The organism is Kordia sp., assembly GCF_050633145.1.
GTDB lineage: Bacteria > Bacteroidota > Bacteroidia > Flavobacteriales > Flavobacteriaceae > Kordia.
In genome coordinates this window covers 1-12,463 of the sequence record NZ_JBOEFY010000047.1, presented here as the reverse complement: position 1 = coordinate 12,463, position 12,463 = coordinate 1, and the positions used below count along the sequence as shown (strand labels likewise).

Annotated in this window: 14 protein-coding genes; 6 read left to right on the top strand and 8 right to left on the bottom strand. The window is 33.6% G+C overall.

Features of this window, described 5'->3' with window-relative positions:
- Positions 1 to 249: 249 nt before the first annotated feature.
- Together ACRBBL_RS20315 and ACRBBL_RS20310 are read left to right on the top strand one after the other, a co-directional pair.
- Entirely contained in the window at positions 250 to 1,956 is a 1,707-nt protein-coding gene (locus ACRBBL_RS20315) for a helix-turn-helix domain-containing protein (protein WP_431370918.1), read from the top strand.
- 80 nt (positions 1,957 to 2,036) lie between these two features.
- Complete coding sequence (locus tag ACRBBL_RS20310; protein WP_431370917.1) at positions 2,037 to 2,249, top strand: hypothetical protein; 213 nt, start codon at positions 2,037 to 2,039, stop codon at positions 2,247 to 2,249.
- Positions 2,250 to 2,313: 64 nt separating this feature from the next.
- On the opposite strand, the gene ACRBBL_RS20305 is transcribed toward ACRBBL_RS20310, so the two are convergent.
- Both ACRBBL_RS20305 and ACRBBL_RS20300 read right to left on the bottom strand, forming a co-directional pair.
- Positions 2,314 to 2,451, bottom strand: a complete 138-nt coding sequence (locus ACRBBL_RS20305) for a hypothetical protein (protein WP_431370916.1) — start codon at positions 2,449 to 2,451, stop codon at positions 2,314 to 2,316.
- 114 nt (positions 2,452 to 2,565) lie between these two features.
- A complete protein-coding gene (locus tag ACRBBL_RS20300) occupies positions 2,566 to 3,819 on the bottom strand; it encodes a M20/M25/M40 family metallo-hydrolase (RefSeq protein ID WP_431370915.1) in 1,254 nt (417 codons plus the stop codon).
- Positions 3,820 to 3,862: 43 nt separating this feature from the next.
- Between ACRBBL_RS20300 and ACRBBL_RS20295 the strand changes: the two genes are divergently transcribed.
- The 4 genes from ACRBBL_RS20295 (at position 3,863) to ACRBBL_RS20280 (ending at position 6,169) form a co-directional block, all read left to right on the top strand.
- On the top strand, positions 3,863 to 4,978 hold the full coding sequence (locus ACRBBL_RS20295; protein WP_431370914.1) for a TolB family protein: 1,116 nt from the start codon (positions 3,863 to 3,865) through the stop codon (positions 4,976 to 4,978).
- A 278-nt stretch (positions 4,979 to 5,256) separates the two neighbouring features.
- Positions 5,257 to 5,433, top strand: a complete 177-nt coding sequence (locus ACRBBL_RS20290; RefSeq protein ID WP_431370913.1) for a hypothetical protein — start codon at positions 5,257 to 5,259, stop codon at positions 5,431 to 5,433.
- A gap of 115 nt (positions 5,434 to 5,548) precedes the next feature.
- Positions 5,549 to 5,698, top strand: a complete 150-nt coding sequence (locus ACRBBL_RS20285) for a hypothetical protein (RefSeq protein WP_431370912.1) — start codon at positions 5,549 to 5,551, stop codon at positions 5,696 to 5,698.
- Between the two features lie 303 nt (positions 5,699 to 6,001).
- Positions 6,002 to 6,169, top strand: coding sequence for a hypothetical protein (locus ACRBBL_RS20280; protein WP_431370911.1), 168 nt, complete (start codon positions 6,002 to 6,004; stop codon positions 6,167 to 6,169).
- Positions 6,170 to 6,218: 49 nt separating this feature from the next.
- Here the strand turns inward: ACRBBL_RS20280 and ACRBBL_RS20275 are convergent, their stop codons facing one another.
- From ACRBBL_RS20275 to ACRBBL_RS20250, 6 genes are all read right to left on the bottom strand, one after another.
- Positions 6,219 to 7,163 carry a C45 family autoproteolytic acyltransferase/hydolase gene (locus ACRBBL_RS20275; RefSeq protein WP_431370910.1) on the bottom strand — a complete coding sequence of 315 codons (945 nt, stop codon included), beginning with the start codon at positions 7,161 to 7,163 and terminating at the stop codon, positions 6,219 to 6,221.
- A 25-nt stretch (positions 7,164 to 7,188) separates the two neighbouring features.
- A complete protein-coding gene (locus tag ACRBBL_RS20270; RefSeq protein WP_431370909.1) occupies positions 7,189 to 7,737 on the bottom strand; it encodes a hypothetical protein in 549 nt (182 codons plus the stop codon).
- Positions 7,738 to 7,744: 7 nt separating this feature from the next.
- On the bottom strand, positions 7,745 to 8,341 hold the full coding sequence (prfH, locus tag ACRBBL_RS20265; protein ID WP_431370908.1) for a peptide chain release factor H: 597 nt from the start codon (positions 8,339 to 8,341) through the stop codon (positions 7,745 to 7,747).
- 141 nt (positions 8,342 to 8,482) lie between these two features.
- Complete coding sequence (locus ACRBBL_RS20260; RefSeq protein ID WP_431370907.1) at positions 8,483 to 9,043, bottom strand: tetratricopeptide repeat protein; 561 nt, start codon at positions 9,041 to 9,043, stop codon at positions 8,483 to 8,485.
- Between the two features lie 485 nt (positions 9,044 to 9,528).
- Positions 9,529 to 10,926: an RtcB family protein gene (locus ACRBBL_RS20255; protein ID WP_431370906.1), complete on the bottom strand. Its 1,398-nt coding sequence runs from the start codon at positions 10,924 to 10,926 to the stop codon at positions 9,529 to 9,531.
- Between the two features lie 10 nt (positions 10,927 to 10,936).
- A complete protein-coding gene (locus ACRBBL_RS20250; protein ID WP_431370905.1) occupies positions 10,937 to 12,244 on the bottom strand; it encodes a PcfJ domain-containing protein in 1,308 nt (435 codons plus the stop codon).
- Positions 12,245 to 12,463 lie beyond the last annotated feature (219 nt).

The following is a 12,463-nucleotide window of genomic DNA, read 5'->3' as shown; positions in this document are numbered from 1 at the left end:
TTTTCATAATTATTTGATTTTGTGATTAAATTATGATGCTAAATAAGAGCATGTTAACATTAAAAAAAAGGAAGGTACGTTGCCATTTATAAATTAGAATCACCGTTATTTATAAATTGTCACGAGTCAATTTTTATTTGCTTTAAAGAATAATTTTCTCTTCAACGACTATTCATACTGTATAATTTAGTACTTTAAATCTTCAATAGAGTTTCCCCAAAAAAATTAATACCTCATTAATATCGACACATGAAGTTATCTTTTTTTATAGCGGGTTTACTATTGTTTAGTTTTAAGTATACACTTGCACAAACCGATTCTTTAGCGACAAAATCCTTTAAAGAGTTAGAAGACTTATACATTGAATCTATTTATACTTCACACAAAAAAGCAAAAGTATATGCAGATGCTTTGTACACTATTGTTCAAAAAGGAACGAATCAAAAACGTATTTCTAAAGCCTTGTATCGCAAAGGATATATTAATTTTAAACTAGGAAATACAAAAGAAGCACATGAATATACAGAAGCATCTTTAAAAATAGCTGTTGCCATTAATGATCTTGAATTGTTATTACAAAATTACACGCAAAAAGGAAACATTTTCCTAGCCGTTGGAACTTATAAAAAAGCCATTGAATACTATTTAAAAGCAAAAGAAATAGCGAAACAAACAGCTAGTTTTAGAGATTTAATTACGCTAACATATAATATTGGACTCATTAAAAAACAAATTGAAGATTTTTTGGGTGCAGTACAAGATTTTAAAAACAATCTTGCTGAAATTGAAGCTTTACAATCTTCCAGTTACGATCGTTTGGAAGCATTAAATTGTTTGGCTTTGGCTGATACTTATTTGCGATTAGAAAACACCGATTTAGCAGATGTATACACAACTAGAGGTTTGCAAAAAGCTTCTCAAGAAAAATATGTTGAACTTCATGCAGATCTATCATTAAGTAAGGTTATTATTCTTTTTCAGCAAAAAAAGTATCAACAAAGTATTGATTTAATCCTTTCGCTTAAGAAAACAATGCAAGACATAAATTGCAAGCAGAAGTTTTCAGCATCCTATTTATATTTAGGGAAAAATCATTTCGCGCTTCAAAATATAGATAGCGCTATTGTTTATTTTGAAAAAATAAAATCTTTAACCACAACAGAAAACTTTTCTTTTACAGAGTTAAAAGAAGTGTATTACCATCTGGCAAAATCCTATTCCTTAAAAGAAAACACTCAAAAAGCTACTGAAAATTTTAAACTGTTTGAAGATTTTTCTAAAGAGAACGACCTCAGCAATAAGAAAACCTATCACACCATTAAGGATTATGATATTTCAACCTTAAAAAAAGAAATTTCAGCCTTAAATACCCAAAGTCTACAACAAGGAAAAACAGTATTTTATTTATATTTCATTGCTGGTGTATTGTTGATTTTGATTATCGTTTTTATTCTGATCTACAAACAGAAACAACACAGTAACAAAAAACGTTTTGAAACGCTGTTAAAACATATTGAAACGATTGAAAGCTCAAAAAAAACGCTGACACCTAGTAAACAAAAAACAGATTTAGCAATTGACGATAAAGGTGTTTTAGAGATTTTAGAAGCCTTAGAAAAGTTTGAAGAAAAAGAACAGTTTTTACATGTAGATTGCAACTTAAGTTATACTGCAAAAAAGCTAAAAACAAATACCGCATATCTTTCGCATGTTATCAATGCTTATAAAGGAAAAACGTTTACAGTATATCTTACTGAGCTAAGAATTAATGCCGCTCTTATTGGATTAAAGAATAATAAAAAATTGCAATTGTATTCAATGGAAGCCATTGCAAATGAGTTTGGTTTTAAAAGAAGAGAAACCTTTTCAAAGATATTTAAGAATGTAACAGGAATGCAACCATCTAGCTACATAAAACAACTACAAGAAAGCCATGAAAAAAGCTGTGATGATTAATAAATCATCACAAATATGGCACTAAATTTCCTTAAAAAAGAACAACCTTTGAGACTCTAATCACTAATACATGTATACTTATGAAGCTGTTTAACTTAAATAAAACAAGTATTGCAAATCTTGAAACTGCTGCCACAATTTTAGGCGGTGCAGATACAGGTAATAAAGTCCCTACCGACAATCCTAAAGAATGTAAGACAGTAGCTTGTTTTTCTATTAATGCGCTTATCTGTACCAATCCGACTATATCAGGTGAACCTGTTACTAATCCTGTTGATACAGAACCTGCATAAAATTTTATGCCTTAAATTATGAAAAGCTGTCTAGAAAAAGACAGCTTTTCATATCCATGAATAACTATAAACACACTAAAAGTGTACCCCATTCTTCTGTCCAATAACCACCAACAATTTTTGTTTGCTCCATATTTGAGATTTTCACTGTCTTAAACACTAACTTTTTTACTGTTCGTTTTTTGTCTGCTTTGTTCTTCATAATTGTATAGTTTTAAAATTAATTATGAGACCAAATAAGAACTTTATAACGTTGAAAAAAAGAATGCCCTGTAACAGTTTATAAATTATCACAGGTTTCTTTTTATACAAAAAGTTATTTTTTCTTTTTATCAAAAAACGTAATATCAGCTTCTACAATTTCGCCATTACGAGCTACTTTTACAGTGGTTTTATTACCTTTTTCAAATTTAGACAAAGCTCTCATATAACTTTTCATGTCTGTTACTTCATGTTCGCCTAATTGAACCACAATATCACCTTTTTGCAAACCTGCTTTTTGTGCAGGACGATTTTCGCTAATGCCATCAATACGCATGCCTTTTCCATCAAATAAATAATCGGGCACTACACCTAAAGTCACTTTAAATCGAGGTGCATCATCCGATTCATTGACTGTTTTGGTAAAGGCTAATTTTCCTTGCGGATTGACTTCTGAAATAATACGATGAATGTAGTTTGCTATTTGAAGCATTCCTTCGTAATTCAGCTTTTCAAAATCATCTGAAGGCTTGTGGTAATCTACATGTTGTCCTGTAAAAAAATGTAATACAGGAATATCTTGCAAGTAAAAAGACGTATGATCTGATGGTCCAACACCTGAAACATTTGTCTTCAATTTAAACGCATCTTTTGAATTTCCCTTTGCAATCGTTTCGTCCCAAACTGGCGAAGTTCCTGTTCCATAAATGGCTAAAGTTTTGTTTTTCTTTAAACGTCCAACCATATCCATATTAATCATATAATTCACTTTCGTTAAATCGATCGTTGGATTTTTCACAAAATAATTCGAACCAAGCAAGCCCATTTCTTCTCCCGAAAAAGCAATAAATAAATAATTATTTTCTGTATTTGTGTCTAATAGTTTATCCGCCAAGTACAACATCACCGATACGCCACTTGCGTTATCATCAGCGCCATTATGAATCATCGGTTCACCTCTATGTAGCGAACCTTCTTGTCCCATTCCTAAATGATCGTAATGCGCACCAATTACAATGGTGTTTTCAGCTTTGTTATCAATAAACCCAATTACATTTCTTCCTGTAATTGTTTTTTCACTAGTTCCTTCTCCGTATTTAATTTCTGCATGCGGATCTGTTTTTGGTGTAAATGTAAAAGCCTGAATGTATTCGTTGGTGCCTTTCGGCAGAATTCCTAAATCTTTAAAGCGATTGGCAATATGTGATGCCGCCAACATTTCACCTTCTGTTCCTGTGGCTCTTCCTTTAAATTTGTCGCTTGCCAAGACTCCTATATCTTGTTTGATACGATTTTCTATGATACGCTCTGTTTTACAAGCACATACAAATGCTAAAAAAAGAATTACAAATACTGGTTTGTTGTACATAAGAAGTTATTTTTGTGCTAAATTATCAAAATATTAGTACGCTATGACACGAATTTTTGTTTTAATGATATGCTTGGCTTTTTTTTCTTGTAAAGAAACTTCAAAAGAAAAAACTACAAAGACAACATCAGAATCGAAAGAAACTGTAAAAACTACTTCCGATAATCCGTTAATTTATCCAGAAGAAAAATACTTTAAAAACATGCGTCAAGTGACTTTTGGTGGCGATAATGCAGAAGCATATTGGAGTTTTGACGACAAGCAATTAATCTTTCAGTCAAACAATACAAAATGGAATGTGTCTTGCGATCAAATGTTTTTGATGAATATCGATGAAACGTTCAAAGACAATATGCCGCCGATGGTGAGCACAGGAAAAGGAAGAACAACCTGTTCGTACTTTTTGCCAGATAACAAGCATATTATTTATTCGTCTACACATTTGGTAGATGAAGAATGCCCAGAAGTACCATTGCGTAAAAACGGAAAGTATATTTGGCCTGTATACGACTCGTTTGACATTTTTGTTGCCGATTTGGAAGGAAATATTGTAAAGCAATTGACAAATGAAAAAGGGTACGACGCTGAGCCAACAGTTTCGCCAAAAGGTGATAAAATTGTATTTACCTCAACCAGAAGTGGCGATTTAGAGTTGTACACCATGAATATTGATGGTACTGATGTACAACAAATTACAGACGAATTGGGTTATGATGGTGGCGCTTTCTTTTCTCCAGATGGTACAAAAATTATATTTCGTTCATCACGTCCAAGAACAAAAGAAGAAATTAAAGAATATAAAGATTTATTAGCCGAAGGTTTGGTTCAACCTACTGAAATGGAGTTATACATTTGTAATGCAGACGGAAGTGATTTACGTCAATTAACCGACTTAGGAAACGCCAATTGGAGTCCGTTTTTTCATCCATCTGGAGAAAAAATTATTTTCTCATCCAATCATGAGAGCAAACGTGGATTTCCGTTTAATTTATATATGATTAATTTGGATGGAACCGGTTTAGAACGCATTACACATGGAGAAACCTTTGATGCTTTCCCTGTATTTTCAAACGATGGAAAAAAGTTAGCATTTTCATCTAATAGGAATAATGGCGGCGGAAGAGACACCAATCTTTTTATTGTAGAGTGGCAAGAGTAGTACGCTAATTACACATACATCTTTTTTTAAATAGTCTGCATTTTTTTCAAAAACCAATGGCAGTTTTGTCAGTGTTTTGTCATTTTTCTCAGAAAATAATAATGTAACTTACTGCTTAATTTTTTAATCAAAAAACAGTATCCTACTTTATTTGATAAGTAACGTACTGATACAAATTGGTTACGTACGCTCCTATACTGTAATTTTTGATAAAGTCTGTACTGAACTTGATTTAGTACTTATAGTGTAGCAAGTATTAACCAAATAAAACTCAACTCATGAAAAAAAGTTTAAAAAAAATACAGTTAAAAAAGCGTTCAATTTCTGCTTTAAATGTAAAAGAAGTGAAAGGTGGAACAATACCAATAACTCCTTTTATTACAGTAGGAGAATGCAAAACAATGATTTATATTGAAGAAGATATTTGTTTTACAGAACGCCCACAAGAACGATAAAATACCATACTTGTTAACAGTTATAAATTTTAGCAAGTACTTACATTAACTACAAATGTTCTCAATTTCTGTTGAGTATATTTAATTAATTACTAATTACTTAAATTAAAATATCATGAAAAAAAGTTCAAAAAAAATGGAATTAAAGAAGCGTTCAATTTCTGAATTAAATGCTAAGGAAGTAAATGGAGGATTATTCATTTCTATACTATGTCCAACTAGAATTTATATCGGAGAAGATCTTTGTTGGGTAGCGCAAAAATAATAAAGTGTAGTAGCTAAAAGTCAAATCACTAAGACGATCCTTGTATTTTCATAGCATCTTAAAAACACATTTCTTCAATTTGTAAATGCTTCTTGGTAGTTTTTATTAAAAAATTACCTCATAATTTATAAATCAAGAGTATAAGCAATTCAATTTGAGGTATTTTTCAAATTTCATGTAGTATATTTAAGTACTAATTACTTAGTAAAAATATATGAGCGGCATGAAATGATAGTCTTTGTAACCAATTGATCACATTTTTGCAACTCTAATTTAACGGAAACCATTAATCAAATAAAAAAAATGAAAAAAAGTTCAAAAAAAATGGAATTAAAAAAGCGTTCAATTTCTGAATTAAACGCTAGACAAGTAAATGGAGGATTGCCTCCAACAACTTCTTTGATCTCTGTATTTTGTCCAACTAGAATTTACGTTGGAGAAGATCTTTGCTTAACAATTCAACAGCAATAACAAGCATTAATATCTGGAAAATGTCATACATCATTTTCCAGATATTCTATTATGTACAAATCAAGGTTATTTTACCTGTATTTACGTTAAACACCATTTGTTGTACTGTAATTCCCATCATTACATTTTCATTCTGTAAAACTTCCAAACACTGCTGTTCTTGTAACACTTCCTGCTCTCGTAATAATTTCGTTGCTGTATCAAAACGTCCACACGAAGTAGCTTGCAAAATATTGCCTGTTACTTGTCCATTTTTCAATTGTTTATAATCGTTTGTGACCACAATAAAATCTTCTTTCGAAGTACGTGTTTCTGTTCGTTTTGGTGTGCGTTCAATAACTACTTTTTCATTGGGTTTTGTTCCCGAAAGCAACAATAAACAGTCACAAATAATTGGCGTATTTTCCAATTTTATTTTTGCTTCCTCAAACGACTCACAGGTTTCCAATACATCGCGCAGTACGAAAGAAATTGGCAAAGCTAACTCTGCTTGATCTTCACTTAGCACAGCGTTCAAAGTAACTGCAAATTTCTGCGGTTTTATTCCCGAAAGCGCACCGACAAATCCTGGCCAACCGATTGTTTTAAAAACCGTTTCTCCTTCTTTTTGATAGTCAAAAATCATGGAATGTGTGCTTAATATGTTCTGATCTGTATGCCAATCTAAGTTACGTGCGTGTAACATTTCGTTTCCATTCCACGTTGCAAACGCAGTACAACCAAAATATAATTTCAATACATCATAATACAAATTCGCTACTAAAATTTCATTTACTGAAAAATCAGCAATAGCAGCAATGCTTTGTATTTCCTGTATGTACGATTCGCTGACAAATTGTTCTTTATACAGCTCTACGCCTTCAAAAATGAATTCTGCTCCTGTAAAATCATTCAAATAACATTGAATTAATTCGTTGACTTCTTTTGTATATTTTGATAGAAATGACCAGCGTTCACTTGGTGGCAAATCTAAATTTATAATATGTGTTTTCATCTTTTTACTCAATATCTGAGATCGTTTATTCTTTTGGAATTGTAACTAATGCTGAATGATCTAGCGGGTCAATATTTTTAGCTAGTAAACCTATAGAAGCTTGTACTGCCCAACATTTATCACTTGAGTGAATGTTGCTATATAAGCTCAACAAAAATGTCGGATCGACTATATTCCAATCTTTTACAAATCGTGATGGAACTGCCGATTTTACAAAGAAATCTATCGTAATTCGAATTGATTTTCCTTCATCAGTTTCTACTGTTTTTTCGTAGCGTCTAAAATTTTCTTCGCTTTGTAAATGATCGTATCGTGTCCATACTTTTTTAAAATTTCGTTGGTGTAATACATACATTACTTCTGCCACGTTTTTTGGATCTACAAAGACATCAATATCTTTATGATCGTGCGCATGTTTGTATTCTGTATGTCCTGTTGGCGATAAAAAATGCCAAGCCCAACCGCCTGATAAAATCACAAATTCTCTTAGAAACTGTAATTCTAGTAAGGACAGTGAAATACGGTCTTGTTTCCATACTTCACCATATCTTTTTTTGTTATGTGGCGCTCCCATAATTGTTCTATTTTTTAAAAACTTGCACCGGATTTCCAAGTTGCAACTGTTTGTGTTGCATCCACTTTTGCTTTTGCACCGCGTTTTGCTGTTTTTGATTTTGTGCGCTTATTGCGATGTTTAATCGTGCAAATGCTAGTTTTTTGTTTAAAAATTGCGAGCGTTCTTCGCTTGCTTGTACTGTAATTCCTGTTGGAATATGTGTCATACTTACAGCCGTTTCTACTTTATTTACATGTTGTCCGCCAGCTCCTGAACTTCGTGCCGTTTTGACTTGAACCTCTTTTGGAGACCACGAAATTTGTGTTGGCATTGCGTATACTTTTACATCAACAAACCAGTTTTTACGCTGATGATGTGCACGATACGGACTTCTGAAAATAAATTGTATGCTTCCTTGCCAGTAGTTTTTAAAATCAGTAGCATCGCCTGTAGCACGTAACCAAACCGACTTATAGTTTTGGTATTTTGTAGCTGCCAATTCAATGACATTGAATGTAAAGTTTGGCAATCGCGTTAGCTTTTCTGTTAAGTATTTTACGGCGAGGCAACATTCCTCTGGTCCTGAACCTGAGGAAATTTGCACCCAAAATTGATTGTCCATAATTTCTATATTTTTTATTTAATCTGAGTTTGATCTGATACTAGCTGTCATTCCGCACTTGATGCGGAATCCACTTTGAAATTTTATGGATTCCTGCCTTCGCAGGAATGACATTTGAAATCATATTAAACTCATACTTGATTAATCTAACATGGAATTAAATTTCACGTTAGTTGTTGTTTTGTTTTTACGTTTTGATTTTTTCTTTTTTGACTTCTTCCCAACTTTCATTTTTTCGTTAACACGTTGTAATTGGTTGTCAACAAAGTATCTGTAATCGTTGTTTAAAGCCAAGTGTTTTGATTTCTTTAAGTGCTTTTTTGCTTCTTTAAATTGTTCTTGTTTTTCTAAAAGAATCGCTTTTATATAGTGCAAACGTGCTTTGTCTGTTTGCGCTAATGAAAAACCAACCTCAAGAACATGTTCAGCCTCTGCGTAATCGTAAACGTCAATAAGTAAAAACGGATAGTAATAATAGGTTTCTACATATTCGTGATCTATACATAATGCACGATGGTAATATTCGCGTGCATTTTTATAATCGTGTAATCGTTCATGATAGATTCTTCCCATTAAGTTACTAGCACCTGCGTGATCATTTCCACCTAAAACATATTGTAGTTTTTCAACACATTGTTCTAAGTCATACGAATAGCTGTCTAATGCTTGAATGAATAGTATATCGTTTGTATATGTTGCCATTTTTGTCTCTTTTTTTGTTTTCGTCAGTTCGAGTGGCAAATCTGTGATTTGGTGTATCGAGAACTACTTTGAAGTATCATATTTTATATTTTGAGTTTCTAAGCACTTCTCGATACAATTTTTCTTCATTATATTTCGAAAAATCACTCGAAGTGACGTTTATATTCTATTTAGTTTCATTTCTTTTTACATCTTCATTTTTAATACTAGAGAAACCTTGAGAACCTTAGTTTCCCTAGTATTTTTGAGAAGACGCAACTCTGCTTCGACTTCGTTCAGCATAACGTTACTGAGTGAAATTGAAGTGATCTTTGATTTTGCATTAAGGATGGAGCGGTCTGTCTGAGCTCTTTGTGAGATGCTGAATCAAGTTCAGCATGACGCAAAAGCGAGTAGCGAGAGCCTGACCTCCGTTTTTCTCGGAGGAAATGCCCTAACTCAACACAGATTTGGATTCCTACCTTCGCAGGAATGACAAATTTGTCTTAACGATCCATGCGCACAATTTTTGGCGTAAAACTTCCAACAACTTCCACCAATTCTGTTTGATTGCTCATCACTTGATGGATGTTTTTGTATGCCATTGGCGCTTCGTCAATTCCGCCACCAATTAAGGTAACTCCATGCTCCTTTAATTGCTTTTTTATATCACTTTGCGTGATGGTTTGCTTTGCTTTTCGTCTTGATAATTGACGTCCTGCACCATGTGAAGCCGATTGTAACGAATGCTTGTTTCCTGTTCCTCTAACGATGAATCCTGGCGCTGTCATGGAACCTGGAATGATTCCCAACACTCCTTTTTGCGCTGGTGTTGCTCCTTTTCTGTGCACAACTAATTCTTCTCCGTTGACGATTTCTTTCCAAGCGAAATTGTGATGATTTTCTACCATTGCTAATGGTCTTGCGCCTAAAGCTTTCCCTAAACGCTTGTGAATATCATGATGACACGCCGAAGCGTAATCGCCTGCTAAATTCATTGCCAACCAGTATTCTTGTCCGTCGTGCGTATTGAGATCGAGCCACGCTAGGTTTTTCGCTTCTCCTGGTAACGGCGTTTGTTGTATTGCTAACTTTGTGTAATGTTTTGCAATGTTTGCGCCCATACCACGCGATCCGCTATGTGACAGAATTCCCAAATATTTCCCGATAGGCACATTGAATTCGTTGTTTACATCAGAAATATCTACAATTCCAAATTCTACAAAGTGATTTCCACCTCCTGATGAACCTAGTTGCTTGTATGCCTTTTTGAACAGTTTTTTTACCGTTGGAATGTCTTTGAATTCCGAGCGATCAAAGATTTCATGATCGTTGATGCGCTTGTGCGTTTCATAGCCTCCAAATTTGGTATGTTCTTGCAGCATATTTACATATTTGTCTTTGTGACCTTCCAGGTATGACGCTGGAATATCATAAATTGTCAAACACATTCTGCAACCAATGTCGACACCAACTCCATACGGAATTACTGCGTCTTTTGCCGCTAATACACCACCAATTGGCAAACCGTACCCTGAATGTCCATCGGGCATTAATGCACCTGCTTTTGCAATTGGTAATTTTAACGCGGTATACAATTGATGTTTTGCTTCTTCTTGTATTCCATTTTCGCCAAATATGGTAAAAGGCGCACGTTTCGTTTCTAATTGTTTTGCTTCTACTTGTACAGGAGTTGTAAGTTCTTCAGCAATTCTGCCAACCATTCCATCTCCTAGATATTTTTCAGGATTTTTAAGTATCGTTTTTAAACGCTGTAATACTTTGTCTTTTCGTTCACGTTTAAAATTTCGTAGCATTACATCAATTGCAATACTGATTACTTTTCCTTTTTGTGGATATCCTATTTCTATGAGGTCTTTGCCTCGTAATTTTAATTTTGCCATAACCTAAATTTTAAAGCCATTTCCCGATTTTTAAATCGTGATGCGCTGCCCAATCTTTCATAATTTTTTTGGCAATACCCGAAATTGGCTTGTTAAATCGTGCTTTTGCTTGCACTATTGTTTGTGATCGAATGTCCATTTCGATCGTAGCTAATGTTTCGTGTCCTTTTGAAAAACTGATGCATCTTAATGAAAAAATGCTTGTTACTTTTACGCAGCATGAGCGCGCATATGAAGCCACACAATGATTCATTTTTCTTCCTTCTGCAATGAGTTCTTTGGAAGAACACAGTTCGAATAAGCGATACTTTTTTACATCTTTTTCACTTTTGCTTGTAACAACTAGCGAGCTGTTTAATGTTGGTTTCCATGTGAATACTTCCACCATACTTGCTCTGTGAATTGCTTGTTCTGTATGCCATTCATCCGATTGTCTTGTAAGTGATGTAATGGTTCTTCCTTTGATAGTATACTCAACGTTTTGACGAATACAATGACTTAAATAGTCTATGATTTCAGTCATTTTGTTGAAATCTAACATGGTTTGCTTCATGAAGAACTGAATCACCGTTTCCCAAAAAGATTCATGTTCAAAGCCGTTTCGACTTAATGCTGTACAGGCAATACGTTCTGCTAGTAATTCATCGGTTCCAAAGGCTAAAGCTTGCGCTCTACGCAATGCCATTTCAATGGTATAATTTGATGGTGCTTGCAAGAATTGATGTGCTCCTTTTTTTGTTAATCGCACAGGAACTTTAGTTAGGGTTTTTACACCTTGACCTTTTCCTAAATCAATAAACCAAGACATGTATTTTCGGTTTGTATCTAACCAAGCTTCATACATAAATACTGGTACGTCATATTTTGCAAAGCAATGTTTTACTAAACTTTTGAGTTGCTTTTCGGCATTGTGACTAGTACGTTTCCAAGTTTTTACGTCTCTTACATAGTTTGTGCTAAACCATGATATTTCATAAATTGAACGCAAAAATTCTTCATTTCGTAATAGTTTTGTACAACGCTTTTTGTACAAGAATAATAGTATTTCTTTGAATGCTTCACGTCTGCGTGATTGCTTCTTTTTGTTTAATGAATTGAAGTGATTTTGCAAGATGTATGCTAACGAGTTGTATTCATAATTTGCTCGTTCTTTTGCCTCAAAAATCTTTTCGATCATTACTGGAAACAGTACTTTTTTAGCTTTATTATGTTTTTGTAAGCTTTCCTGTAGTGCTGCTTCTTTTGCCTTTTCGGCTAGTTTTTCCTTTAATCTTCTGGACTTCGATTTATGCTTTCGATGTATTTGTGATGTTTCCATGACTGTCTCTTTTGAATGTTGTTTTCAGTAAAAAATTTTAATACGTGTGTTTGTGCTTGTTGTCGCATGCTTGTTTTTTTATGAACTCTTGAGAGTTCTGGATTAAAAATTCTTTTTGTTGGTACTGAAAACACACTCCCGAGTTTTACAGTCGTTCCATTTGTTTGATTAAATTCATCTTTCTTCGTTTTGTGTCGCTACACGATTTCTATGTTTTTG

Bases quoted from the DNA above. Each gene is read 5' to 3' on its own strand.
- prfH (WP_431370908.1), bottom strand. From the start codon at position 8,341: ATGGACAATCAATTTTGGGTGCAAATTTCCTCAGGTTCAGGACCAGAG.
- ACRBBL_RS20310 (WP_431370917.1), top strand. From the start codon at position 2,037: ATGAAGCTGTTTAACTTAAATAAAACAAGTATTGCAAATCTTGAAACT.
- ACRBBL_RS20255 (WP_431370906.1), bottom strand. From the start codon at position 10,926: ATGGCAAAATTAAAATTACGAGGCAAAGACCTCATAGAAATAGGATAT.
- ACRBBL_RS20250 (WP_431370905.1), bottom strand. From the start codon at position 12,244: ATGGAAACATCACAAATACATCGAAAGCATAAATCGAAGTCCAGAAGA.
- ACRBBL_RS20260 (WP_431370907.1), bottom strand. From the start codon at position 9,043: ATGGCAACATATACAAACGATATACTATTCATTCAAGCATTAGACAGC.
- ACRBBL_RS20275 (WP_431370910.1), bottom strand. From the start codon at position 7,163: ATGAAAACACATATTATAAATTTAGATTTGCCACCAAGTGAACGCTGG.
- ACRBBL_RS20270 (WP_431370909.1), bottom strand. From the start codon at position 7,737: ATGGGAGCGCCACATAACAAAAAAAGATATGGTGAAGTATGGAAACAA.
- ACRBBL_RS20300 (WP_431370915.1), bottom strand. From the start codon at position 3,819: ATGTACAACAAACCAGTATTTGTAATTCTTTTTTTAGCATTTGTATGT.
- ACRBBL_RS20305 (WP_431370916.1), bottom strand. From the start codon at position 2,451: ATGAAGAACAAAGCAGACAAAAAACGAACAGTAAAAAAGTTAGTGTTT.
- ACRBBL_RS20315 (WP_431370918.1), top strand. From the start codon at position 250: ATGAAGTTATCTTTTTTTATAGCGGGTTTACTATTGTTTAGTTTTAAG.
- ACRBBL_RS20290 (WP_431370913.1), top strand. From the start codon at position 5,257: ATGAAAAAAAGTTTAAAAAAAATACAGTTAAAAAAGCGTTCAATTTCT.
- ACRBBL_RS20280 (WP_431370911.1), top strand. From the start codon at position 6,002: ATGAAAAAAAGTTCAAAAAAAATGGAATTAAAAAAGCGTTCAATTTCT.
- ACRBBL_RS20285 (WP_431370912.1), top strand. From the start codon at position 5,549: ATGAAAAAAAGTTCAAAAAAAATGGAATTAAAGAAGCGTTCAATTTCT.
- ACRBBL_RS20295 (WP_431370914.1), top strand. From the start codon at position 3,863: ATGACACGAATTTTTGTTTTAATGATATGCTTGGCTTTTTTTTCTTGT.